Origin of the sequence: Stenotrophomonas sp. I18B00994 (assembly GCF_014145825.1) — a bacterium.
GTDB classification, from domain to species: Bacteria; Pseudomonadota; Gammaproteobacteria; order Xanthomonadales; family Xanthomonadaceae; genus Stenotrophomonas; species Stenotrophomonas maltophilia.
This window is the reverse complement of the sequence record NZ_JACIUW010000013.1, coordinates 25,285-48,529: the sequence shown is the minus strand read 5'-3', so window position 1 is coordinate 48,529 and position 23,245 is coordinate 25,285. Positions and strand designations below refer to the sequence as shown.

At 66.3% G+C, this 23,245-nt stretch carries 25 protein-coding genes; 13 read left to right on the top strand and 12 right to left on the bottom strand.

What is annotated here, in order from left to right; genetic code table 11:
- Together H4O10_RS15025 and H4O10_RS15020 are read left to right on the top strand one after the other, a co-directional pair.
- On the top strand, positions 1-600 hold the full coding sequence (locus H4O10_RS15025) for an NfuA family Fe-S biogenesis protein (RefSeq protein ID WP_005410314.1): 600 nt from the start codon (positions 1-3) through the stop codon (positions 598-600).
- A 10-nt stretch (positions 601-610) separates the two neighbouring features.
- Positions 611-2,377 carry a hypothetical protein gene (locus H4O10_RS15020; RefSeq protein WP_049452162.1) on the top strand — a complete coding sequence of 589 codons (1,767 nt, stop codon included), beginning with the start codon at positions 611-613 and terminating at the stop codon, positions 2,375-2,377.
- Between the two features lie 142 nt (positions 2,378-2,519).
- Here H4O10_RS15020 and H4O10_RS15015 read toward each other — a convergent pair whose 3' ends face one another.
- A complete protein-coding gene (locus H4O10_RS15015; protein ID WP_033832927.1) occupies positions 2,520-2,933 on the bottom strand; it encodes a barstar family protein in 414 nt (137 codons plus the stop codon).
- Complete coding sequence (locus tag H4O10_RS15010; protein ID WP_033832926.1) at positions 2,933-3,385, bottom strand: ribonuclease domain-containing protein; 453 nt, start codon at positions 3,383-3,385, stop codon at positions 2,933-2,935. The genes H4O10_RS15015 and H4O10_RS15010 overlap by 1 nt, the downstream gene beginning before the upstream one ends.
- Before the next feature lie 221 nt (positions 3,386-3,606).
- Here H4O10_RS15010 and H4O10_RS15005 point away from each other — a divergent pair, with 221 nt between their 5' ends.
- Positions 3,607-4,218: a superoxide dismutase gene (locus H4O10_RS15005; RefSeq protein WP_005410310.1), complete on the top strand. Its 612-nt coding sequence runs from the start codon at positions 3,607-3,609 to the stop codon at positions 4,216-4,218.
- Here H4O10_RS15005 and H4O10_RS15000 read toward each other — a convergent pair.
- Positions 4,197-5,132 carry an endonuclease/exonuclease/phosphatase family protein gene (locus H4O10_RS15000; protein WP_259394426.1) on the bottom strand — a complete coding sequence of 312 codons (936 nt, stop codon included), beginning with the start codon at positions 5,130-5,132 and terminating at the stop codon, positions 4,197-4,199. The genes H4O10_RS15005 and H4O10_RS15000 overlap by 22 nt on opposite strands.
- Before the next feature lie 163 nt (positions 5,133-5,295).
- Here H4O10_RS15000 and H4O10_RS14995 point away from each other — a divergent pair, with 163 nt between their 5' ends.
- On the top strand, positions 5,296-6,861 hold the full coding sequence (locus H4O10_RS14995; protein ID WP_180845737.1) for an oligopeptide:H+ symporter: 1,566 nt from the start codon (positions 5,296-5,298) through the stop codon (positions 6,859-6,861).
- Positions 6,862-6,868: 7 nt separating this feature from the next.
- Entirely contained in the window at positions 6,869-7,495 is a 627-nt protein-coding gene (locus tag H4O10_RS14990; protein ID WP_005410307.1) for a rhomboid family intramembrane serine protease, read from the top strand.
- A 56-nt stretch (positions 7,496-7,551) separates the two neighbouring features.
- Here the strand turns inward: H4O10_RS14990 and H4O10_RS14985 are convergent, their stop codons facing one another.
- Positions 7,552-7,713, bottom strand: a complete 162-nt coding sequence (locus H4O10_RS14985; protein ID WP_005413966.1) for a hypothetical protein — start codon at positions 7,711-7,713, stop codon at positions 7,552-7,554.
- 209 nt (positions 7,714-7,922) lie between these two features.
- Here H4O10_RS14985 and H4O10_RS14980 point away from each other — a divergent pair, with 209 nt between their 5' ends.
- The 3 genes from H4O10_RS14980 to cfa are packed head-to-tail and all read left to right on the top strand — an operon-like array spanning position 7,923 to position 10,279.
- Positions 7,923-8,225, top strand: coding sequence for a GNAT family N-acetyltransferase (locus tag H4O10_RS14980; protein ID WP_005410305.1), 303 nt, complete (start codon positions 7,923-7,925; stop codon positions 8,223-8,225).
- A gap of 37 nt (positions 8,226-8,262) precedes the next feature.
- Complete coding sequence (locus tag H4O10_RS14975) at positions 8,263-9,144, top strand: DUF3298 and DUF4163 domain-containing protein (RefSeq protein WP_005410304.1); 882 nt, start codon at positions 8,263-8,265, stop codon at positions 9,142-9,144.
- Positions 9,145-9,163: 19 nt separating this feature from the next.
- Positions 9,164-10,279: a cyclopropane fatty acyl phospholipid synthase gene (gene cfa, locus H4O10_RS14970; RefSeq protein ID WP_005413964.1), complete on the top strand. Its 1,116-nt coding sequence runs from the start codon at positions 9,164-9,166 to the stop codon at positions 10,277-10,279.
- A gap of 126 nt (positions 10,280-10,405) precedes the next feature.
- Here cfa and H4O10_RS14965 read toward each other — a convergent pair whose 3' ends face one another.
- Positions 10,406-12,574, bottom strand: coding sequence for a M3 family metallopeptidase (locus H4O10_RS14965; protein ID WP_033832920.1), 2,169 nt, complete (start codon positions 12,572-12,574; stop codon positions 10,406-10,408).
- Between the two features lie 130 nt (positions 12,575-12,704).
- Between H4O10_RS14965 and H4O10_RS14960 the strand changes: the two genes are divergently transcribed.
- Positions 12,705-13,184 (top strand): glutathione peroxidase, encoded by a 480-nt coding sequence (locus tag H4O10_RS14960; RefSeq protein ID WP_033832919.1) that lies wholly within the window; start codon positions 12,705-12,707, stop codon positions 13,182-13,184.
- A 78-nt stretch (positions 13,185-13,262) separates the two neighbouring features.
- Here H4O10_RS14960 and H4O10_RS14955 read toward each other — a convergent pair whose 3' ends face one another.
- The 4 genes from H4O10_RS14955 to H4O10_RS14940 all read right to left on the bottom strand — a co-directional run bounded on the left by H4O10_RS14955 (position 13,263) and on the right by H4O10_RS14940 (position 17,619).
- Positions 13,263-14,042, bottom strand: coding sequence for a ferredoxin--NADP reductase (locus H4O10_RS14955; RefSeq protein ID WP_005410300.1), 780 nt, complete (start codon positions 14,040-14,042; stop codon positions 13,263-13,265).
- An 80-nt stretch (positions 14,043-14,122) separates the two neighbouring features.
- Positions 14,123-15,994: an ABC transporter ATP-binding protein gene (locus H4O10_RS14950; RefSeq protein WP_005410299.1), complete on the bottom strand. Its 1,872-nt coding sequence runs from the start codon at positions 15,992-15,994 to the stop codon at positions 14,123-14,125.
- Positions 15,995-16,233: 239 nt separating this feature from the next.
- Positions 16,234-16,686 carry a carboxymuconolactone decarboxylase family protein gene (locus H4O10_RS14945; RefSeq protein ID WP_033832918.1) on the bottom strand — a complete coding sequence of 151 codons (453 nt, stop codon included), beginning with the start codon at positions 16,684-16,686 and terminating at the stop codon, positions 16,234-16,236.
- Positions 16,687-16,722: 36 nt separating this feature from the next.
- Positions 16,723-17,619 (bottom strand): RNA polymerase sigma-70 factor, encoded by an 897-nt coding sequence (locus H4O10_RS14940; RefSeq protein ID WP_033832917.1) that lies wholly within the window; start codon positions 17,617-17,619, stop codon positions 16,723-16,725.
- Between the two features lie 146 nt (positions 17,620-17,765).
- On the opposite strand from H4O10_RS14940, the gene H4O10_RS14935 reads away from it, so the two are divergent.
- The 3 genes from H4O10_RS14935 to H4O10_RS14925 all read left to right on the top strand — a co-directional run bounded on the left by H4O10_RS14935 (position 17,766) and on the right by H4O10_RS14925 (position 20,442).
- Positions 17,766-19,283 carry a fumarate hydratase gene (locus H4O10_RS14935; RefSeq protein WP_033832916.1) on the top strand — a complete coding sequence of 506 codons (1,518 nt, stop codon included), beginning with the start codon at positions 17,766-17,768 and terminating at the stop codon, positions 19,281-19,283.
- Between the two features lie 126 nt (positions 19,284-19,409).
- On the top strand, positions 19,410-19,748 hold the full coding sequence (locus H4O10_RS14930; protein ID WP_005410295.1) for a hypothetical protein: 339 nt from the start codon (positions 19,410-19,412) through the stop codon (positions 19,746-19,748).
- A gap of 58 nt (positions 19,749-19,806) precedes the next feature.
- Positions 19,807-20,442 carry a glutathione S-transferase family protein gene (locus tag H4O10_RS14925; RefSeq protein WP_033832915.1) on the top strand — a complete coding sequence of 212 codons (636 nt, stop codon included), beginning with the start codon at positions 19,807-19,809 and terminating at the stop codon, positions 20,440-20,442.
- Between the two features lie 188 nt (positions 20,443-20,630).
- Here the strand turns inward: H4O10_RS14925 and arsC are convergent, their stop codons facing one another.
- The 3 genes from arsC to H4O10_RS14910 all read right to left on the bottom strand — a co-directional run bounded on the left by arsC (position 20,631) and on the right by H4O10_RS14910 (position 22,731).
- Positions 20,631-20,972, bottom strand: coding sequence for an arsenate reductase (glutaredoxin) (gene arsC / locus H4O10_RS14920; RefSeq protein ID WP_012480792.1), 342 nt, complete (start codon positions 20,970-20,972; stop codon positions 20,631-20,633).
- Positions 20,972-22,126 (bottom strand): phospholipase A, encoded by a 1,155-nt coding sequence (locus H4O10_RS14915; RefSeq protein ID WP_005413953.1) that lies wholly within the window; start codon positions 22,124-22,126, stop codon positions 20,972-20,974. The genes arsC and H4O10_RS14915 overlap by 1 nt, the downstream gene beginning before the upstream one ends.
- Positions 22,127-22,245: 119 nt before the next feature.
- On the bottom strand, positions 22,246-22,731 hold the full coding sequence (locus H4O10_RS14910) for a DUF456 domain-containing protein (protein ID WP_033835435.1): 486 nt from the start codon (positions 22,729-22,731) through the stop codon (positions 22,246-22,248).
- 236 nt (positions 22,732-22,967) lie between these two features.
- Between H4O10_RS14910 and H4O10_RS14905 the strand changes: the two genes are divergently transcribed.
- On the top strand, positions 22,968-23,177 hold the full coding sequence (locus H4O10_RS14905; RefSeq protein ID WP_005410290.1) for a cold-shock protein: 210 nt from the start codon (positions 22,968-22,970) through the stop codon (positions 23,175-23,177).
- The last annotated feature ends 68 nt before the right edge of the window (positions 23,178-23,245 follow it).

Genomic DNA, 23,245 nt, shown 5'->3' with positions numbered 1-23,245 from the left:
ATGATCCAGATCTCCGACACTGCCCAGACCCATTTCCGCAAGCTGATCGAACGCGAGGGCGTGCCCGGCATGGGTGTGCGCTTGAGCGCGGTCGATCCCGGCACCCCGCGCGCCGACGCCCGGCTGGAGTTCGCCGAACCGACCGACCTGCTCGGCGACGAGTGGGCGGTGGACTGCGATGGTTTCACGCTCTACGTTGATGCCGGCAGCGTCGGTTGGCTCGATGGCGCCGAGATCGACATCGTCGCCGGCAGTGCCGGTACCCAGCAGCTGACCATCAAGGCGCCGCGCATCAAGGGCGAAGCGCCCGGCGATGCCGCCTCGCTGGTCGAGCGCGTGCACTGGGTGGTGGAAAACGAAATCAATCCGCAGCTGGCCTCTCATGGCGGCAAGGTGGCCGTGCAGGAAGTTTCGGCCGAAGGCGTGGTGCTGCTGCGCTTCGGTGGCGGTTGCCAGGGCTGCGGCATGGCCGACGTGACCCTCAAGCAGGGCATTGAAAAGACACTGATGGGCCGCGTGCCGGGCGTGACCGCCGTGCGCGACGCGACCGACCACGACAGTGGCCACGCGCCGTATATCCCTCGCGGCAACGCCGCCTGATCGCTGACGCGTGCCTCTGACCCGGGCCGAGCAGTTCATCGACCTGCTGCTGGCCCGCCAGCAGCCCAGGGCCGTCCTGGAGAAAACCACGCGCCTGCCGTACGGCTGGGCGCTGTGGCTGCGCTCGCTCGGTCCGTTGCCGCGGCCGCTGCACGCCAGCGAGTTGATCGCGGTGCTGCTGCCGCGTCCGCTGCCGGGGCCACCCGGGCAGTTGCCCCGGTTGTCACCCTGGCAAGCGTTGCGCCGTCTGTTCTGGCAGGACTGGGATGCTGCGCCGCGCGACCAGCGCTGGATGCGCTGGGTCTCGGCCTTGGCCAGTGCGCTGCTGCATCTGCTGTTCTTCATGCTGCTGCTATGGGTGGCAGTGATCCGCACCTCGGCGCCGGAAGAACAAGGCGCCGAGGGCGAGCGCGTGCAGGTGGAGTTCGTCGGTCGCGCTACCCAGGAGGGCGGTGGCGATCAGCCAGGTGCGGAAGCGGCGGCCGCTGCACCGCCGGGCCAGGTTGCAGCTGGCCAGAACGCAGGGGCCGCAACGGCGCCTGAGCCGCGTCCGGCGTCCGCGTCGGCAGCTGCGTCCGCACCCGCTCCGGCTGCAGTGGCCAGCGTGCCACCGCCGCCCGCCGAATCCGAGCCGGCGCCGGTCGCGGCACCGCCGCCGTCTCCGGTGCAGGCCACCGAAGTAGCCGAGGCCAGTGCGGATTTCGTGGTGCCGCCTGTCAGCGTGCCGCGCACGGAGATCAGCATCGTGCCGCGCGACACGGTACCGACGGTGCGCGAGCGCAGCTTGCAGCCGGTGCAGGCGCCGCCGGCCCCTGCCGCACTGCGTGCGCCGGAGATCGCGGTGCGGACGCCGCAGCTGCGTGACATCCCGGTGCAGGAGCGTGAAATCAGTACGGTCGATGCACCGGCGATATCGCAGCCGCTGCGCACGGCCGATGTACAGGTCCGTGTGCCGCAGCGCGATGTGCAGGTGCGCGAGCGCGAAGTGCAGGCCGTGGTCGATCCGCAGGTACGGATGGCTGCTGTGCCCGGGCGCGAGCCGACCGTGCGTGCGCCGGCAGGCCGTGACCTGCAGGTGCGCGAGCGCGAAGTTGCGTCGGCACCCGCGGCGGCGCCTTCAACGTCCAGTGGCAGCGCGCCAGCGGCAACGCCGGCGTCTGCGGCCAGTAGCACTGCAACCCAGGCCAACAGCAGCACGCCACGGCCATCCGCCTCCAGCACGACACCGGCCCAGGCCGGCGCGCGTCCGGCTTCCAACCCGGGCAACTGGGCTACGCCTGCCAAGGGCGACGACTGGGGCGCGTCGAGCCGCAACCACGACGGCGCCAGCAGGGGCGCAAGCCAGGCCAGTGCCGCCGGCAAGGGCAATGGCCTGTTCAATGCCGACGGCAGCGTGCGCGTGCCGGGGCAGGAAGGTGGCGGTCACGCCGAACGTGGTGCCCCCGGGGGCGCCAACGATGGCTGGAGCAAGGAGCGCATCGCGCAGTCTGGCACCTGGTTGAAGCGACCGCCGTACGACTACACGCCGACCTCGTTCGACAAGTACTGGGTGCCGCAGGAATCACTGCTGGCCGAATGGGTGCGCAAGGGCATCAAGTCGATGGAGATTCCGTTGCCGGGCACCGGTACGAAGATCTCCTGCGTGATCTCGATCCTGCAGGCGGGTGGCGGCTGCGGCCTCACCAATCCGAACATGCAGGACCAGCCGGCGGTGGCACGGCCGCCGCCGGACGTTCCGTTCAAGAAAGAGCTGCAGGAAGATAACGGGAGCCGCTAGGCAAGGCGCGCGCGCCACACGCTGGCCGGCTCGCGCTTGGGTAGGTGCCAACGTTGATTGGCACAGAAGCGCCGACCGAGGTCGGCCTCTACCAAGGCACCAGCGCATGCCGACCAAGGTCGGCCTCTACCAGGGCATTGCCCTACGCGCTCTGCGACAGGAACACCCAGAACGGCACGTCGCGGCCGACCCAGTCGCGGCTGGCTTCGTCCATCACGTCCAGCAACGTGTCGAAATCCTTCTGTGTGGAGGCGCGCAACGTATCCACGTCGGCCAGGAACAGCGCGTAACCGTCGGCCGGCAGCCATTGCAGATCACGCAGGTTGTCCGACAGTGCATCCCAGTTGCCGCCGAAGCCAGCCGGGAAATCCAGCTGCGCCGCCAGCCGGGCGAGCAGGGTGCGCTTGTCGGCCACGCCTTCCAGGTCGATGCGGATCACCTTCAGGCCGGCATCGCGCATCGCTGCGGCCAGTGCGTCGATGTCGTCGCTGTCGATGGCGTAGACGCCGGCATTGTTGATGTCATGCAGGCCGAGGCCGAAATCATCGTGGCTCATCACTGCGCTCCCTGGGCTGGTACGGTGAAGCTGCGGAACGATGCGTAGTGGTCGTCGGTGTAGTACCACGCCTCCGGCGGATCGCCGCCGGTGACGATGCGGCGCGTGCCACGGGTGCGCGCGCCGGGGGTGTCCACGGTGTATTCGCGGTAGTAACCGCGCGGACGCTGCGGCAGCTGCTGTTCGCGGTTGCCGAAGGTGCTGCCATCCTGGCGGTGCGGGAACGGCCCGCCGCGCTGGATCAGCGCGATCGTCTGCAGGGCTTCGGCGGGCAGGAAGGCGGGCAGACCGTTGCCCTTGCCGGGCGTGGCCGTGGCCGGTGCGCGCGCGGCAGGCGCACCCTGCAGGTCCGGCGCGAACTGCGGCGCCGGCGGGCGCTGCATGAAATGGTTGACGACCAGGCCGAGCAGCAGCAGGGCGATGGCGGTGATCAGCAGCCGGGGGTTGCGCATGGGCAAGGAAGCGGGCGAGGGTGGTGCTCGCACTGTAGCGCCTGCGCGCTGCACGGTGCATGAGGACGGCGCTGCGTCACCGCTGCGTAACAATTGCCCTCGTGCTCACCGGCAGGACGCAATTTCCTTTACATCCACCTTGGTAATCTGGCGGTCTGTCCCCATCATTCACCGCGCAACGCCCGACACCGTCGGGTGCCCTCGCAATCAGGAGATGCATCATGGCCTATACCCTGCCCAAGCTGTCCTACGCCTACGACGCGCTGGAACCGCATATCGATGCGGCGACGATGGAAATCCATCACACCAAGCATCACCAGACCTACATCAACAACGTCAACGCGGCGCTGGAAGGCACCGAGTACGCTGACCTGCCGGTCGAAGAACTGGTGAAGAAGCTCAAGTCGCTGCCGGAGAACCTGCAGGGTCCGGTGCGCAACAACGGTGGCGGCCATGCCAACCACTCGCTGTTCTGGACCGTGATGGCACCGAACGCTGGCGGTAACCCGGTGGGCGACGTGGCCAAGGCCATCGACAAGGACCTGGGCGGCTTCGACAAGTTCAAGGACGCCTTCACCAAGGCAGCGCTGACCCGTTTCGGCAGCGGCTGGGCCTGGCTGAGCGTGACTCCGGACAAGAAGGTGGTGGTCGAGAGCACCGGCAACCAGGACAGCCCGCTGATGGAAGGCAACACCCCCATCCTCGGCCTGGACGTGTGGGAACACGCGTACTACCTGAAGTACCAGAACCGCCGCCCGGAATACATCGGCGCGTTCTTCAACGTCATCGACTGGAACGAAGTCGAGCGCCGTTACCAGGAAGCGATTGCCTGATCTCGTTGGCTAGATGAAATGAAAAGGCCGGGGGAGACCCCGGCCTTTTTGTTTTCCGCATTGGTAGTGCCGGCCGTGGCCGTATCGCCCTGCAGGCGCAGGGTGGCCATTACGCCCAGACGCAGGCCCGGCAGGTCACCGTCGGCCGGCAGCAGGATCGGCTGCTGGCGGATGCCGCCGAAGTGCTTGACCTGGAACAGCACGTCCAGGCCATGACCACTGGCGCCACCGCCGCTGGCCGCCGGCGGCTCGGGGCGGCCGCCCGGATTGCGCCGGGCCGGCTGGAACCCCGGGGTACTGCGCACGAGCTCGACGGTGGTTGCCGAGAAATCACCGGCGATCAGGCTGGGCATGCCCTCGGCGGTGGCGCCTATCCAGGTCATCAGGTCGCTGGTCTGGTGCTGGCGGGCAGTGGCCTCGTCCGGGTCCGGGCGCAGCCGTGCCACATAGATGTTGACCAGCGCCTGGCCCAGCTTCAGCCGCATCATGCCGGCGGCGCTGAAGGTTCCGGGTGGGTGCAGCAGGGTTACGCCATCCTCGCTGACCGGCAGCCGGGTCAGCATCGCGTTGCCGTGCCGCAACGGCTGGCTGGGCGGATCGGCGGTAACGAAGTCGCAGCTGTAGCGCAGCCGGCTGGCCAGCCAGCAGGCCGGATTGCGGCCCTGCTGCTGCAGCACCTGCTGTACGGAGATCACGTCCGGCTGCAGCTCGGTGAGCAGGTGCGCCACCTGTTCGCGGCGCTGCTTCCACTGCGCATCATCGCGGCTGGGCAGTTCCAGCGCGGCCACGGTCAGCTGCCGGGGCTCGGCCTCACCGCTGGCGGCGGCCGGTGCCTGCGGCCGCGCCTGTGCCTGCAACGCCAGCAGCAGCACGAGACAGCTGAGCAGGAGACGGGCGTGGGCGAGGGGGCGCATAACGATAAGTTTACGCTTTTGTCGTGCAGGTGCCGTGACTTCCGGCATGTAGTGACGTTGCCTGCCATGGATTGGCACCGTTGTCATGCAGCCCTGCAGCGTGCTTCGCAAGCCCCGCTTCCGGTAACCTTGCGCCTTTCGCTTTGCAGGATTGCCTTACAGGATGAGCCACGACGCAGTTGCCCCCATCGCCGGCCAGGGAAAGATGCCGCGCCAGATCCCGTACATCATCGGCAATGAGGCCTGCGAGCGGTTCAGTTTCTACGGGATGCGCAACATCCTGGTGCAGTTCCTGATCACCTCGCTGCTGCTGCAGGAAATCACTGCGGAAGGCCGTGCCGGTGAAGCCAAGGACATCATGCACAGCTTCATGATCGGCGTGTATTTCTTCCCGCTGCTCGGAGGCTGGCTGGCCGACAGGTTCTTCGGCAAGTACCACACCATTCTCTGGTTCAGCCTGGTCTACTGTGCCGGCCATCTGTGCCTGGCGCTGTTCGAGAACAGCCGCGAGGGCTTCTTCCTCGGTCTGGGCCTGATCGCGCTGGGTGCCGGTGGCATCAAGCCGCTGGTGGCCTCGTTCATGGGCGACCAGTTCGACCAGAGCAACAAGCACCTGGCCAAGATCGTTTTCGACGCCTTCTACTGGATCATCAACTTCGGCTCGCTGTTCGCCTCGCTGCTGATCCCGCTGGTGCTGAAGAACTGGGGCCCGCAGTGGGCGTTCGGCATCCCGGGCATCCTGATGTTCATCGCCACCTTCGTGTTCTGGCTGGGCCGCAAGCGCTACGTGCTGGTGCCGCTCCCGCCGAAGGACCCGCATTCGTTCGCCAACGTGGTGCGTACCGCGCTGACCACGCGCGTGGCCGGCCAGGGCCGTCCGGGCCTGGTGATCGCCGTACTCGGCCTGGTCCTGGCAGTGGCCTCGTTCGGCCTGGTTGGCTCGCTGGGCATCGTCATCTGCCTGTGCCTGGCGCTGGTGTCGATCCTGGCCGGTATTGGCGGTGGCACCTGGATGCAGCTCGATCGCGCCCGTGGCCTGCACCCGACCGAAGCCGTGGAAGGTGTACGCTCCGTGCTGCGCGTGCTGGTGATCTTCGCGCTGACCACGCCGTTCTTCTCGCTGTTTGACCAGAAGGCCTCGACCTGGGTCCTGCAGGGCCAGCAGATGCAGATGCCGAGCTGGTTCACCGCCTCGCAGATGCAGGCGCTGAACCCGCTGCTGGTAATGATCCTGATTCCGTTCAACAACCTGGTGCTGTACCCGGCCCTGCGCCGCTTCGGCTTCGAGCCGACCGCGCTGCGCCGCATGACCGCCGGCATCGCCTTCAGTGGCCTGGCCTGGATCGTGGTCGGCGGCATCCAGGTGGTGATGGACGGTGGCAATGCCATGTTGATCTTCTGGCAGATGCTGCCGTATGCGCTGCTGACCTTCGGTGAGGTGCTGGTCTCGGCCACCGGCCTGGAGTTCGCCTACAGCCAGGCGCCGCAGGCGATGAAGGGCGTGGTGATGAGCTTCTGGAACCTGACCACCACCATCGGCAACCTGTGGGTGCTGCTGTCCAACGCTGCTGTGCGCAACGATGCGGTGACCCACAAGATCGCCAGTACGGGCCTGAGCGAGGCGGCATTCCTGATGTTCTTCTTCGCCGGTTTCGCCTTCGTTGCGGCGTTGGCCTTCGGTTGGTACGCGAAACGCTATCGTATGGTCGACAACTACCGTAGCGCCTGAGCCTGACATGACCCCCGTCAATCTGCTGTTGATCGCCATCACCGCCCTCCTGTCGTGGATGGCGTTCAACAACCGCAAGCTGGCCGACCGCCTGATCCTGTGGCCGCCGGCCATCGACCGTCACCGCCAGTACGACCGGCTGGTGACCTATGGCTTCATCCACGCCGACTGGTCGCACCTGATCTTCAACATGATCACCCTGTTCTTCTTCGGGGGATTCATCGAGAGCGTGATGGTGCAGCTGACCGGCAGCTACCTGACCTATCCGGCGTTCTACATCGGTGCGCTGCTGGTCTCGATCCTGCCCAGCTACTTGAAGAACCAGAAGAACCCGAACTACCTCAGCCTGGGCGCGTCCGGTGCGGTGTCGGCGGTGTTGTTCGCCTTCATCCTGATCAAGCCGTGGTCGATCATCCTGGTGTTCTTCATCCCGGCACCGGCCATTGTCTATGCCGCGTTCTACGTGGGCTACAGCATCTGGATGGACAAGCGCGGTGGTGATCGCATCAACCACAGCGCCCACTTGGCGGGCGCGGCGTTCGGTGTGATCTTCATGCTGGCCATGCAGCCGAGCATCTTCACCCACTTCCTGCGCGAGCTTTCCAACCCGACCTTCCGCCTCGGCGGCGGTTGAGGGGGCTGGGGTCGGATCCACTGGATCCGCCCCCGGGGGCAGGGACCCGCTCCTGGTCAGGCGCGGGTCTGCTGGCCGTAGGTGTCCAGCAGGCGGGCGAATACCTCTTCGCCGATGCGCTGGAAATCCTGATCTTCGGTCTGCCCTTCCACCGCCAGCTGCAGCAGGCCCTCCAGCAGGGCGCGGTCGGTGTCGGAATGGGAATCGCTGGGGTGCATCGGAGCCTCCGCGGTGGTGCGCATGATCAACGGTCGCAAGGGCCGTGCCAGCATGGCCGTACCCCTCCACAGGCGATAGCGGCCGTCCTCGCTCCAGCTTGAGGGTCGAAAACTGACGTGAATGGATTGGACTTGCCCCTGTTCAGGCTTCACGCGATCATGGCGCCCGGCTGCGCACCATCCACGCAGTCGCCGCAGGAGACAGTTCCATGGCTTCGGTCACGCCCCCCGGTCTGGCCTATGAGGTCGAACACGACCTGGCCAACCATCGCTTCACCGCCCGTGTGCGCGGACAGCTGGCGGTGCTCGATTACCAGATCAAACGCAGGCGCATGGTCATCACCCACACCGAGGTACCCGAGCCGATTGCCGGCCGTGGCATCGCAGGTGAGCTGACCCGCGTGGCACTGCGCTTTGCCCGCGAGCAGAAGTACAAGGTGGTGCCGGCATGTTCCTACGCCGAGGCCTTCCTGCAGCGGCACGAGGAGTACCACGACCTGCTCGCTGGCTGAATGCCAGCGGGCCACGCTTCAGCCATGGCAGGCGATGATGTACAAACATGAACAGGGGATCCCGATGAAGATTGGAAACAACCGGCCATTGCACGGCAGCGTGCTGGCCGGCGTGGTGGGCGTGCTGTTGCTGGCCGGTTGCCAGCGTGAAAGCGAGCCGGCACCGGCGACCGACGCGGCTCCCGCCGCCGAGGCCACTGCCGCAGGTGAAACGCCGGCCACGGAAGCGCCGCTGGACCTGCGCGACGTGATCGAGAACAACGAGCGCGAAGTGGTGGGCATCAGCTACCCGGCCGGCATCGATCGCTACCCGGGCCTGGCGCGCGCGCTGCAGAACTACGCAACCAGCGCACGCAGCGACCTGCAGCAGGCACTGGACGGGCTCGGCAATGACAAGCCGACCATGCCCTACGAACTGTCGTTGAGCTTCGAAAAGCTGCTGGAAACGCCGCAGCTGGTGGTGGTCAGTGCCGATGGCAGCCGCTATACCGGTGGCGCCCACGGCGAGCCGCTGGTGGCGCGTTTCGTGTGGCTGCCGGCGCAGCAACAGATGCTCAGTGCCGACAAGCTGGTGGCCGATGCCAAGGGCTGGAAGGCGATCAGTGATTTCGTCGCCGACCAGCTGCGCGAACGCGTGGCCACCCGCCTCAGTGGCGAGGACATGGACCCGGCCCAGCTGCAGGAATCGCTGCGTAACGCATCGCGCATGATTGCCGACGGTACCGGCCCCCAGGCCGACAATTTCAGCCAGTTCCAGCCGCTGACCAACGACAAGGGGCAGATCACCGCGCTGCGCTTTGTTTTCCCGCCGTACCAGGTGGGTCCATACTCGGACGGCACCCAGACCGCCGACGTACCGGCGGCGGTGCTGTTGCCGCACGTGGCCAAGGACTACGTGGAGCTGTTCGCACGCGGTTGACCGCAGTCGAGGAGGTGGCGTGGATACAGGGTTGCAGGAGCGGGTCGCCGGCCTGCTGCAGGAAGCCGGGGTCCGCATCGGCGGCACCCAGCCACAGGACATCCAGGTGCATGACCCGCGCTTTTTCGCGCGGGTCATGGCGCACGGCTCGCTCGGCCTCGGCGAGAGCTACATGGACGGTTGGTGGGATGCCAACGTCCTCGATGAATTCCTCGTCCACCTGATGCAGGCACACCTGGATGAACGGGTGCACGGTTGGCGCGAAGTGGCCGATGCGCTGAAGGCGCGCCTGTTCAACCTGCAGGTCGGGCAGGGCAGCTACGAAGTGGGCCGCCGCCACTACGATCTTGGCAACGACCTCTACCAGGCCATGCTCGGCCAACGCCTGGTGTACAGCTGCGGCTACTGGCGCAATGCCGGTGATCTCGATGCCGCGCAGGAGGCCAAGCTGGACCTGGTCTGCCGCAAGCTGGGGCTGCGCCCCGGGCAGCGTGTGCTGGACATCGGATGTGGCTGGGGTGAAGCCCTGAAGTTCGCAGCAGAGCGCTACGGCGTCAGCGGCGTCGGCGTGACCATTTCGCAGGAACAGGCCGGGTTCGCACGCGAACTGTGCGCCGGCCTGCCGATCGAGATCCGCTTGCAGGACTATCGCGAATTGGATGAGCCGTTCGATGCGATCTTCTCGATCGGCATGTTCGAGCATGTCGGCGACAAGAACTACGCCAGTTTCTTCGAGGTGGCCAGGCGCTGCCTGTCTTCGCGCGGGTTGCTGCTGCTGCACACCATCGGCACCAACATCTCGCGGCATCGCACCGATCCGTGGATCGCGCGCTACATCTTCCCCAATTCAATGCTGCCGTCGGCGGTGCAGATCAGCAAGGCGTTCGAAGGGCGCTTCGTGCTGGAGGACTGGCACAACTTCGGCACCGACTACGACCTCACCCTGCAGGCTTGGCGACGCAACGTGGAAGCGGCGTGGCCGCAGCTGGACGCGCGCTACGACGAGCATTTCCGCCGCATGTGGCGGTTCTACCTGGCCGGATCGATGGCCACCTTCCGCTGCCGGCACGCGCAGCTGTGGCAGCTGGTGCTGTCGCCGGAAGGCGTGCCGGGCGGGTACGTGGCGCCGCGCTGAAGCCAGCGCGGGGCGGAAACCCCGGGGTCAGATCCCTTTTCTCAGAAAAGGGCTCTGACCCCAACCACAACAAAAAACCGCCCGGTTTCCCAGGCGGTTTTTCGTTTCAGGCTACTGCGCGGGCGATCAGTTGCCGGCGCCGGTCAGGCCACGCTTTTCCAGCAGCGGTTCGATCTGCGGCTCGTGGCCGGCGAAATCGCGGAACAGCTGCATCGCGTCGACGCTGCCGCCCTTGGACAGCAGGGTGGCGCGGAAGTGGTCGCCGTTCTTGCGGCTCAGGCCGCCGTTGTCCTTGAACCACTTCTGGGTGTTGGCGTCGAGCACTTCCGACCAGATATAGGCGTAGTAACCGGCCGAATAGCCGCCCATGATGTGGCTGAAGTACGGGGTCTTGTAGCGCGGCGGCACCGGCGCGTAGTAGATGCCGTCCTTCTCCAGCGCGGCGCGCTCGAAGGCCATCACGTCCTTGGCGGCCGGCACCTGGTCGGCGCCGATCTGGTGCCAGCGCTGGTCCAGCATGGCCGCACCCAGGTACTCGGTGGTAGCGAAGCCCTGGTTGAACTTGGCTGCCGCCAGCACCTTGTCCAGCAGTGCCTGCGGCATCGCCGAACCATTCTGGTAGTGCTTGGCGTAGTTCTTCAGGATGACCGGGTTGTCGGCCCACATCTCGTTGACCTGCGAGGGGAACTCGACGAAGTCACGCGGCACCGAGGTGCCCGAGAAGTACGGGTACTTCACGTTGGAGAACATGCCGTGCAGGGCGTGGCCGAACTCGTGGAACGTGGTGTTCACCTCGTCCCAGGTCAGCAGGGTCGGCTGGCCGGCCGGCGGCTTCGGAATGTTCAGGTGATTGGCGACCACCGGCTTGAAGCCGGTCAGCTTGGACTGCGAGACGTAGGAGTTCATCCACGCGCCACCGCGCTTGGAGGCGCGTGCATACGGGTCGAAGATGAAGATCGCCAGCTGGCTGCCGTCGGCGTCGAACACGTCGTAGACGGTGACGTCATCGTGGTAGACCGGCAGGTCGGTGCGCTGCTTGAAGGTCAGGCCGAATTCCTGGCCCGCGGCGTAGAACACGCCGTTCTCCAGCACGTTCTTCATTTCGAAGTACGGCTTCAGCTGCGACTCGTCGAAGTTGTACTTGGCCTGGCGCACCTTCTCGCTGTAGAAGGCCCAGTCCCACGGTTCCAGCTTGAACGTCGGCTTGCCAGCGGCCTTCTGTTCCTGGTCGATCATCGCCTGCAGGTCGGCGGCTTCACGCTTGGCGTTGGCCACCGCGGCCGGGGCCAGCTTGCCCAGCATCGCGTTGACCGCTTCGGGGGTCTTGGCGGTCTGGTTGGTCAGGTTGTAGGCGGCGAAGTTCGGGAAGCCCATCAGCTTGGCCTTGTCGGCGCGCAGCTGCATGATGCGCGAGACCAGCGCGGTGTTGTCGAACTCACCGCCGCGGCTGCCGCGGCTCACCGATGCTTCGTAGATCTTCTGGCGCAGGGCGCGGTTGGCCAGGTTGGTCAGCGGCGGCTGGCCGGTGGTGTTGAGCAGGGTGATCACGTACTTGCCGTCCTGGCCGCGGGCCTTGGCGGCTTCGGCGGCGGCGGCGATCTGCTCCTTGGACAGGCCGTCCAGTTCCTTGACGTCGTCGACGGTGATCGCCGAAGCGTTCACCTCCGACTGCACGTTCTGGCTGAACTTGGTCCCCAGGTTGGCCAGCTCGGCGTTCATCTCCTTCAGCTTGGCCTTGTCGGCGTCGGACAGCTTGGCGCCTGCGCGCACGTAGTTGTCGTAGTACTTCTCGACCAGGCGCACGCCTTCGGCGTCCAGGCCCAGCTGGCTGCGGGTGTCATACAGCGCCTGGATGCGGGCGAACAGCTTGCCGTTCAGCGCGATCGCATCGCTGTGCGCGGCGAACTTCGCCGAGTAGTCGGCCTGCAGCTTCTTGCGGGTGTCGTTGGTGTCGGCACCGACCAGGCTGAAGAACACGGTGGTCGCGCGGTCGAGGACATCACCGCTCTTTTCCAGGGCGATGATGGTGTTGTCGAAGGTCGGCTTGGCCTTGTTGTTGGCGATGGCCTCCACTTCCTTCAGCTGCTGCGCCATGCCGGCGTCGAAGGCCGGGGCGAAGTCGCTGTCCTTGATCTTGTCGAACTGCGGGAAGTGCAGCGGCAGCGGGCTTTCGGCGAAGAACGGATTGGCCTGCTGGGCGGTGCTGCTGGCGGCCGGGGTGGCGGCGCCGGCCGAGAAGGCGGGCAGGGCAAGGCCGAGGGACATGGCCACGGCAAGGGCAAGGCGGGTGGTCAAGGCAGGAACTCCGGTAAGGCAAACAAGGGCCCGAGGGTAACCCGGCCGGCGGCGCCCGCACTTGTGTCAAAAGGCATGTTGCCGCGGCCGGGCGCGGGTACCATGCATTCACCGCCCACGGTTCACCGCCATGACCACTGCCTACGATTTCAGCTTCCGCGACCTCGACGGCCAGCCACAGGCCCTCGCCGGGTACCGGGGTCACCCGCTGTTGCTGGTCAATGTCGCCAGCCGCTGTGGCTTCACCCCGCAGTACACCGGGCTGGAACAGCTGTGGAAGGAATATCGCGAGCGTGGCCTGGTGGTGATCGGCTTCCCATGCAACCAGTTCGGCGCGCAGGAGCCGGGGGACGCCGCGCAGATCCGCCAGTTCTGTTCGCTGGATTATCCGGTCAGCTTCCCGCTTTCGGAGAAGATCGAGGTCAACGGCGAGGGGGCTGATCCGTTGTGGGCATGGCTTTCACACGAGAAGCGCGGCCTGCTGGGTAGCGCCCGCATCAAGTGGAATTTCAGCAAGTTCCTGGTCGATCGCCAGGGGCGGGTGGCTGCGCGCTTTGCGCCAACCACCAGGCCGGAACAGCTGCGCAGCGCGATTGAAGCGCTGCTGTGAAGGGGGTAGTGCCGGCCGCTGGCCGGCAATCCCGGAGCGCACGGAGAGCCGGCCAGCGGCCGGCACTGCCGTTGCAGATCATTTCTCGACGAACGCGCGCTCGAACACGTAGTGACCCGGCTGGCCGATGCGCGGCGAGACCTGGAAGCCGCGGGCATCGAGCACGCTGCGCAGATCAGCCAGCATCTGCGGGCTGCCGCAGATCATCGCGCGGTCGTTTTCCGGGCTCAGCTCCGGCAGGCCGAGGGTGCGCTGCATCTGGCCGCTTTCCATCAGCTGGGTCAGGCGGCCCTGGTTGGCGAACGGCTCGCGGGTGACGGCCGGGTAGTACAGCAGCTTGTCGCCGATCATCTCGCCCAGGAACTCGTGCTCACGCAGTTCCTTCTCGAAGTAATCGCGGTAGGCCAGATCCTTCTCGTAGCGCACGCCGTGGCAGAGGATCACCTTCTCGAAACGCTCGTAAGTTTCCGGGTCCTTGATGACCGACAGCCACGGCGCCATGCCGGTGCCCGTGCCCAGCAGGTACAGGTTCCTGCCCGGGTGCAGGTCGCTGATCAGCAGGGTGCCGGTGGGCTTCTTGCCGACCAGCACCTTGTCGCCCGGCTTGATGTGCTGCAGGCGCGAGGTCAGCGGGCCGTCCTGCACCTTGATGCTGAAGAACTCCAGGTGCTCTTCCCAGTTGGCGCTGGCGATGGAATAGGCGCGCAGCAGCGGCCGTGCCTCGGTTTCCAGGCCGATCATCACGAACTGGCCGTTCTCGAAGCGGAAGCCGCTGTCGCGGGTAGTGGTGAAACTGAAGTAGGCATCGGTCCAGTGACGGACCTCAAGCACCGTTTCGGCGCCGAAAGCGGAGGACATGGGCGTATCTATCGGAAGTCGTCGGGGTTGATTCTATCTCAAATGAGATGGGTTCTCATTGGGCGGAACGAGAGGCGTTCTCAGCGGTAACCCGCCGCCTGCAGCTCGAACAGCTCGGCGTACCGTCCTCCCTGGGCCATCAGCTGCGCATGGGTGCCGCTGGCCTCGATGCGGCCATCGGCCAGCACCAGGATGCGATCGGCCATGCGTACCGAAGAGAAACGGTGGGAAATCAGCACTGCCGTACGATTATCCGCCAGCTCCCTGAACCGCTGGAACACTTCGAACTCACTGCGCGCGTCCAGCGCTGCCGTTGGCTCATCCAGGATCATCACCTGCGCATTGCGCATCCACGCGCGGGCGATGGCGATCTTCTGCCACTGGCCACCGGACAGGTCCACGCCCTGCTTGAAGCGGCGCCCGATCAGCTGGTCGTAGCCGCCGGGCAGGTCGTCGATCACTTCCTCGGCCATGCCTCGTCGCGCGGCATCGGCGATGCGTGCCTGGTCGTCCATCGCCTCGACCTGGCCGACGCCGATGTTCTCGCCGGCGCTGAGGTTGTAGCGCACGAAGTCCTGGAAGATCACCCCGAGGTTGGCGCGCAGGTCGTCCAGGTCGTAGTCGCGCAGGTCGCGGCCGTCGAGCAGGATGCGGCCTTCGTCGGGCTCGTACAGCCGTGCCAGCAGTTTCACCAGCGTGGTCTTGCCCGCGCCGTTCTCGCCGACCAGGGCCAGCACTTCGCCGGCCTGCAGCTGGAAATCGAGGTGGCGCACCGCCCACTGTTCCGCATCGGGATAGCGGAAACCGACGTTCTCGAACACGAAACCCTGCTGGATCGGCTGCGGCACGCGCACCGCACCTTCGCGCGAGTGGATTTCCGGCTCGATCTGGAAGAACGAGAACAGGTCGTCCAGGTACAGTGCCTGGCTGGCCACCTGCGAGAAGCCGATCAGCAGGCCTTCCAGCAGCTGGCGCAGGCGCAGGAAGCTGCCGGCGAGGAAGGTCAGGTCGCCGATCGAAAAGTCGCCGCGTACCGTACGCCAGGCAATGTAGGCGTAGGCGGTGTAATACCCCAGCGTGCCCAGCGCGGCCAGCAGCGTGCCCCAGAACGCGCGGCGCCGGGCCAGTGCACGGTTGGCCTGGAACAGCGCCACCGACAGCCGCCGGTAGCGTTCCACCAGGAAGCGGTGCAGGTTGTAGATCTTCACTTCCTTGGCCGTTTCCACGCTGGCACCGAGCTGGCGCAGGTAGTCGAGCTGGCGGCGCTCGGGCGTCCACTGGAAGTTGAGGCTGTAGCCGGCCGCGTTGAAGTGCGATTCGCCGATGAAGGCCGGCACCAGTGCCAGCGCCAGCAGCAGGATCAGCCACGGCGCGTAGACCAGCAGGCCGACAGCGAGGCTGGCCACGGTGATCGCGTCCTGGACCTGGCCGAACAGCTGGCTCATCAGGTTCATCCGGCCCATGGTCTGGCGCCGCGCACGGTCCAGCTTGTCCTGCAGGTCAGGGTCCTCGAAGTCCTCCAGATCCAGCGTCGCCGCGTGTTCCATCAGCCGGATGCTGGTGACGTTGGCGAACAGCTCGGAGAGCAGGGCATCGGCGTAGCTGACCAGCCGGCCGAGCAGGTCCGAGGCGATGGCCAAGCCGAATTCCAGCGCCAGCAGGCCCAGCAGCGGATTCAGCACGCCGCTGGACAGCGCTTCGCCCAGCGGCGGGAAGCCCGCGTCGTGCTGGCTCAGGTGCAGGGCGCTGTCGATGATCAGCTTGCCGACGTACAGCATCGCCACCGGCAGCAGCGCGCGGATCAGGCGCAGCCCCAGGCTGGCCAGGGTGAGCGCGGGACTGGTCTTCCAGACCATGCGCAGGAACGGCGGCAGGTTGCGCATCGCCCTGAAGCGCTGGCGCAGGCTGGGTTTCTTTGCGGCGTCAGCGCCAGCGGTGGGGGTGGCAGGCATGCGCGTATTGTGCGCGCCTGATACGTGCAGAGGGGGTCAGTGCAGGCGTGTGGCTGGCGCCGGGGTCAGATCCCTTTGCGCGGCAAAGGGCTCTGACCCCAGCGACCCACAGCGGGTCAGATCCCTTCGCGAAGCGAAGGGATCTGACTCTCCCGCATCCACGCGTAGCGTGGATCTACCGTGTCGACCAAGGTCGACACCTACCAGCAGCTCCAGTGAATTGTCGAAGGCGGGGTGGGTCAGGCCGGCAGCGGCGGCAGCAGGCCCGCACCCAGCCGGTTCCAGGCGTTGATCACCGCAATTCCCATGCTCAGGTCACTGATGCCCTTCTCATCGAAGTGCGGCGCCAATGCATCGAACGCCGCCTGCGACGGCGCGCCGTCGGTCAGCCGGGTCAGTGCCTCGGCCCAACCCAGCACCGCGCGCTCGCGTTCGTCGAAGAAGCGGCTCTCGTGCCATGCCGGCAGCGTGTCCAGCTTGCGCGGCTCGATGCCACCCTTGCGCAGCGCCGTGCCGTGCATGTCCATGCAGTAGCCGCAGCCGTTGAGCTGTGACACGCGCAGGAACACCAGTTCCATCAGGGTCGGATCGATCGAGCTGTCATGCACCGCCTGGCTGGTGGCCAGCAGGCCCTTGAAGGCCTCGGCGGCCAGGCGGGTGTAGGGGACGCGGGGAGAAGTGTGATTGGACATCGGGGGCTCCACGGCGGCCACGATGGCCGCCTTTCACTACCAGGACGCCGCAGCGTCGCCGCGCGTGACAACCTTCGGCAACTTTTCCGGATTCAACACGCTGTAGACATTGGCGATGCGGCCGTCGACCACTTCGATGGTGGTGACCGAGTGCAGGCGCTCGCCGTGGAAGCGCAGGATCGCCGGTTCGCCGTTGACATAGCCCAGCTGCGCCGGATGCGCCGCGCTGCGGCGGGCGATGGCCCAGAACAGGCGGCCGATGCGCTCGGCGCCCCGCAGCGGGCGGATCGCGGCGGTAACCACGCCGCCACCGTCGGAGACCAGCAGCGCGTTGGCGTGCAGCAGGGCCTGGATCGCCTCGCTGTCGCCGCGCTGCGAGGCGTCCATGAAGCGCGCCAGCAGCTGCCGGTGCTGGCTGGCATCGGCGTTGAAGCGCGGCCGTCCGGCGTGCAGGCGCTGCCGGGCACGGTGTACCAGTTGCCGGCAGTTGGCTTCGCTGTGGCCGATCAGCTCGGCGATTTCGCGGTAGTCGTGGTCAAAGGCCTCCTTCAGCAGGAACGCGGCGCGTTCCTCGGGGCCGAGCTGTTCGAGCAGGGTCAGGAAGGCGACCGAGACGTCGTCGGCCAGCGCATGCAGCTGCGCCGGGCCGGGCGCCGGGTCGGGCTCCAGGGTGACCGCCAGCGGCTCGGCCAGCCATGGGCCGACGTAGTGCACGCGCTCGCGCTTGGCCGCGCGCAGCCGGTCCAGGCCGAGCCGGGTGGTGGTGGTGACCAGCCAGGCTTCGGGGTCGCGGACGGCCGCCGGGTCGGCGCCGGACCAGCGCAGCCAGGCATCCTGGAGCACGTCTTCGGCGTCGGCGCGGCTGCCAAGCAGGCGGTAGGCCAGGGCCATCAGGCGCGGGCGGTGGGTCTGGAAAGCGGTTTCGGCGTTCATGTGGGCAAGGACGCCGCAGTGGCGCGTGGCGTGACAGAGCGTCGGGGGAATCTTGCCGGCCAGCGGCCGGCACTACCACCCCGGGGCCGGGGGAGGGGGTAAAATGGGCGGATTACCCCCGCCAGCCTCGAGCAAGCGAGCAAGACGTGACATCGATCAAGCAGGAAGACCTCATCCAGTCCATCGCCGACGCGCTGCAGTACATCTCGTACTACCACCCGGTCGACTACATCAAGAACCTCGCCGCCGCTTACGAGCGCGAGGAGTCGCCGGCCGCGAAGGAAGCGATGGCCCAGATCCTGATCAATTCGCGGATGTGCGCCGAAGGCCACCGTCCGATCTGCCAGGACACCGGCATCGTCACCGTGTTCCTGGAAATCGGCATGGACGTGCGCTGGGACGACGCCACCATGGGCGTGGAAGACATGGCCAATGAAGGCGTGCGCCGTGCCTACATGCACCCGGACAACAAGCTGCGCGCTTCGGTGCTGGCTGATCCGGCCGGCAAGCGCATCAACACCAAGGACAACACCCCGGGCGTGGTCAACGTCAAGGTGGTGCCGGGCAACAAGGTCGACGTGATCGTCGCCGCCAAGGGCGGTGGTTCGGAAGCGAAGACCAAGTTCGCCATGCTCAACCCGTCCGACTCGATCGTCGACTGGGTGCTGAAGACCGTGCCGACCATGGGCGCCGGCTGGTGCCCGCCGGGCATGCTCGGCATCGGCATCGGTGGCACCGCCGAGAAGGCGATGCTGCTGGCCAAGGAAGCGCTGATGGAGCCGATCGACATCACCGAGCTGCAGGCCCGTGGTGCGTCCAACCGCATCGAAGAGCTGCGCCTGGAGCTGTACGAGAAGGTCAACGCGCTGGGCATCGGTGCGCAGGGCCTGGGTGGCCTGACCACCGTGCTCGACATCAAGATCAACGACTACCCGACCCACGCGGCCAACCTGCCGGTGGCGATGATCCCGAACTGCGCGGCCACCCGCCATGCGCACTTCACCCTCGATGGCAGCGGCCCGGTGATGCTGGACCCGCCGTCGCTGGAAGACTGGCCGAAGCTGACCTACGACGCATCCAAGGGCACCCGCGTGGACCTGGACACGATCACGCCGGAAGACGTGGCCAGCTGGAAGCCGGGCCAGACCCTGCTGCTCAACGGCAAGCTGCTGACCGGCCGCGATGCCGCGCACAAGCGCATGGTCGACATGCTCAACAAGGGCGAGGAACTGCCGGTTGATCTGAAGGGCCGCTTCATCTACTACGTTGGCCCGGTCGATCCGGTGCGCGACGAAGTGGTGGGCCCGGCCGGCCCGACCACCGCCACCCGCATGGACAAGTTCACCGAGCAGGTGCTGGCACAGACCGGCCTGCTGGGCATGGTCGGCAAGGCCGAGCGCGGCCCGGCCGCGATCGAGGCGATCAAGAAGCACAAGTCGGCCTACCTGATGGCCGTGGGTGGCTCGGCCTACCTGGTGTCCAAGGCGATCAAGGCCGCCAAGGTGGTTGGTTTCGCTGACCTGGGCATGGAGGCGATCTACGAGTTCACCGTGCAGGACATGCCGGTGACCGTGGCAGTCGACTCCACCGGTGAATCGGTGCACAAGACCGGCCCGCGCGAATGGCAGGCCCGCATCGGCAAGATTCCGGTGGTGGTGGAGTAACTCCCCGCACGCTTCGGTCCAGACAACGGCGCCCGTGTGGCGCCGTTGTTGTATCCGGGGGGAGGATTAACGCGCCTGTAGCCCTTGCTCTGCTACGGTCGGCACACCCTCGCACAGGACGTGTCCATGGCCCTGCATCGATTCATCGTGGTAGGCATGCTGCTGGCGCTGGCCGGCTGCAACACCCCAGCGTCGTACGAAGGCGCGGATTTCCCTGCATCGGCGCAGTGCCGCGTGCAGTGCCAGGCCGGCTATCGCAGCTGCATGGCGCAGAATGACTCTCTCGGCAGCCGCCAGAGCAATTGCGAGCAGCGGATGGTGCCGGCGCCGGACAAGCGCTGCAAGGACGTGGACAACCCGGACCTGCGCCATGCCTGCGAACTGAAGACGCATGACTGTACGATGCGCGCGCCGATGATGTCCTGTGGCGAACGCCGGGATTCCTGCATGAGCAGCTGCGGCTGAGCAACGATCGTGCGCGCGGGCGCATAATCGGCTGATCCACCTGTACAGGATCTTCTGCATGAGCACCACGCTGTATGGTTCGACCAGTACCGCCGCGCTGGTGGTGCACTGGCTGCTGATCGAGCTGGGCATCGAGCATGAACTGGTGCTGCTGGATTTCGACGCGCGAGAGCACAAGTCGGCGGAGTACCTGGCGCTGAATCCGGCCGGTGTGGTGCCGACACTGCTGATCGATGGCCTGGTACTGACCGAGGCGGCGGCCATTGCGTTGTACCTGGCGGATCGCCATCCGGACGCCAACCTGCTGCCCGCGCTGGGCACGCCGCAGCGCGCCGATGCCTACCGCTGGATGTTCTGGTGTGCCAATACGCTGCAGCCGGCCTATCGAGCCTGGTTCTATCCACACGAAATGGCGGGCGAGGCGAATATCGAGGCCAGCCGCGGGATGGCACGGCAGCGCCTGGAAGCGGCCTGGCAGCATGCGGCCGCGCACCTGCATGCACATGGCCCCTGCCTGCTGGGCGCCACGCCCTGCGTGGTCGACTACATGCTGGTGATGCTGATGCGCTGGTCGCGCAACATGCCCAGGCCTACCGATACCTGGCCGGTACTGAAGGCGCACGCCACGTTGATGAAGGCGCGCCCCGCGTTCGCCGAGGTGTACCGCCGCGAAGGCATCACCGACTGGCTGTAAGCCAGCCGGGGAGGAGGGCGTCCGGGTAGAAGAGGGCGCTGGGGTAGAGTCGACTGTCAGTCGACTATCGCACGCAGTGCGGGCTTTTCCGCGGATGCATATGAAGGGTGAGGAGGGAGTCGACTAACAGTCGACTCTACCAACAGTCGACTCTACCAACACGCTCCGCTACGCGGCGGCGAGGCGGGTTACAGGATCTCCAGCACTGTTTCCGGTGGACGGCACAGGCGTGTGCCCTTGTCCGTGCGCACCACGGGGCGGTTGATCAGTCGCGGGTGTTCGGCCATCGCGGCCAGCAGCGTGGCCTCGTCCGCACCTTCCAGGCCCAGTTCGGCGAACTGCGCCTCCTTGCTGCGCACCAGTGCCTGCGCGTCCAGGCCGGATTCGGCCAGCACCTGGCGCAGTGTGGCCACATCGGGTGGATTGCCGAGATACTCGATCACCACTGGCTCGAAGCCGGCATCACGTATCAGCTTCAATGCGCCGCGCGAGTTGCTGCAGGCCGGGTTGTGCCAGATCGTCACGGGCATCAGAACCACTCCAGCAGCGACACGCCCACGCCCACGTAGGTGGCCTTGTGGTTGTAGTCGATCAGGCTTTCGCCGTAACCGTCGAACACCTGCACATGCCCGCGCAGCAGGTTGCTGATCGGGAAGCCGTAATCCAGCTGCAGGGCACCGTGCGAGCGGCTGCCGGTGCGCAGCGAATGGCGCGCCATCAGCGAGACTTCGTGGCCGTTGCGGTTCCAGGTCAGGGTCGCATCACCGCGGCCCATGTAATCCTCGATGTCCGGGTTGTTGTCGTCGCTGCGGGTCTCGGGAATGCGGTACCAGGGGCGCAGCACCAGCGCCCAGTTCTCGCGGTCCAGGCCGATGTTGAGCATCACCCGGTTCCAGCTGCGCGAAAGCGGGTCGGCGCGGCCGTTGGATTGGTGGTTCAGCGCGATGCCGGTCATGCGCCCGCGCCAGCCACCGATCGAGTAGCCGTTGCGGAACACCATCATCACTTCCGGCTCGTAATTGGTTTCGCGGAACGGGCGTGAATCCTCGCCGTTGTAGGCCTGCCAGCGCGAGCTCTGGGTGTAGCCGGCCCAGATGTCGCCGTTGTCGCCGAACAGGTTCTCGGCGATCTTGGTCTTGAAACTGATCTGGAACTTCAGCTCGGCACTGTCCAGCACCTGCGGCGTGGTGACCGTGTTGGCCGGGTTCGGCGAATGCGGCGTGGTGTTGCGATCGCTGGTCCAGAATGCCGGCAGCAGGTACACCGGCTTGTAGGCGCGCAGCTGGAACGGGCCCAGCTTGGAGTCCTCGGCCAGTTCCCAGCGGCTGTCCAGCAGCGAACCGCGGCCAGCATTGGCCAGTGCGCTGTCAGGGGCTGCTGGACGGAACAGATCGCTGACCCGCTCGCGCAGCTTCTCTTCGCCCTGGCTCACGCGTGCAGTCTGGCGTTCTTCGCGACGGGCCTGCGCGGCCGCCTCGGCCGCAGCGTCGGCCTCGGCAGTGGCCTGCGGGGTACGGCCGAACTGGCGGTCATAACAGGCCAGGCGGGCAGCATCGGTAGTAATCGCCGCGCACGCGGCCGGCGAGGCTTCGGCGCTGGGCGCGAACTCCTGCGCGGCCAGCGGCGCACTGGCCAGGGCCAGCGCCAGCGGCGCGAGACGGGGAAGCAGCGGAGACAGGGTCATTGCAGCAGGCCCTTAGGTGAATACGGGAATCGCACAGTGTGGCGGCTGCACCGGTTCACGGCCAGCCCCCACGGTTTATGCACGGGCACCGCGTGCGCGCGGCGTGAAGGCAGTGCGGGTTACAGGAACCAGGCGAAGGCGAACAGGCCGAGCATCGCGATCACCACGGCCAGTTTCAGCGCCAGGCCGAGCAGGATACCGAGCCAGGTGGCCAGGCCTACCTTGGTCGAGCGCCCCAGTTCGCGGGTGTGCCAGTACTCGCCGGCCAGGGCGCCGATCAGGGGGCCTGCAAAGAGGCCGATCGGCATGAAGAACAGGCCGACGATGCTGCCGACGAACGTACCCCACAGTGCCTTGCGGCTGGCACCGACCCGCTGCGCACCCACCACCGTGGCCAGCACGTCCACCAGCAGCGAGAGGACGGTCAGTACGCCCAGCGCGACCAGGGTCGGCCAGCCGACGTGGGTGAAGCCGTCCGCCCAGGCCGCCAGCAGCAGTCCGATGAACACCAGCGGGATGCCGGGCAGGGCCGGCAGGATGATTCCGGCAATGCCGACAAGGACAAAAATGACCGCTAGCAGATATAAGATGAATGAGAGTCCCATGCTGTCCCGTATGGTAGCCGTTTTGGGGTTGACAGTGAAAGATTTTGCCAGTTGCTTTTTCGTTTTGGGCGGGTTAAGTTGCAGTCGCTGAGCTTGGCAAGGTCACCGTGGATCGTGGCCTGATGAAGCAAGATCTTCCCGATCCGCTGCATCGATGCACCTCGCTTCCCCCTTGCTTGTCAGCCGCCCACCAGGCGTTTCCAACAACAAGAGAGAGTCACCAGGGAGTTAGTGAGATGTCTGATCGCGAGACCGGTACCGTCAAGTGGTTCAACGATGCAAAGGGCTTCGGCTTCATCAGCCGTGAAAACGGCGAAGACGTGTTCGTGCACTTCCGTGCCATCCAGACCCAGGGCTTCAAGAGCCTGAAGGAAGGCCAGAAGGTCACCTTCACCGTCGTGCAGGGCCAGAAGGGCCTGCAGGCCGACGCCGTGCAGCCGACCTGATCGCGCTGCAAGCCGTCACATGAAAAAGGCCCGCGCAAGCGGGCCTTTTTCTTTGCCGCCGGCCCGGC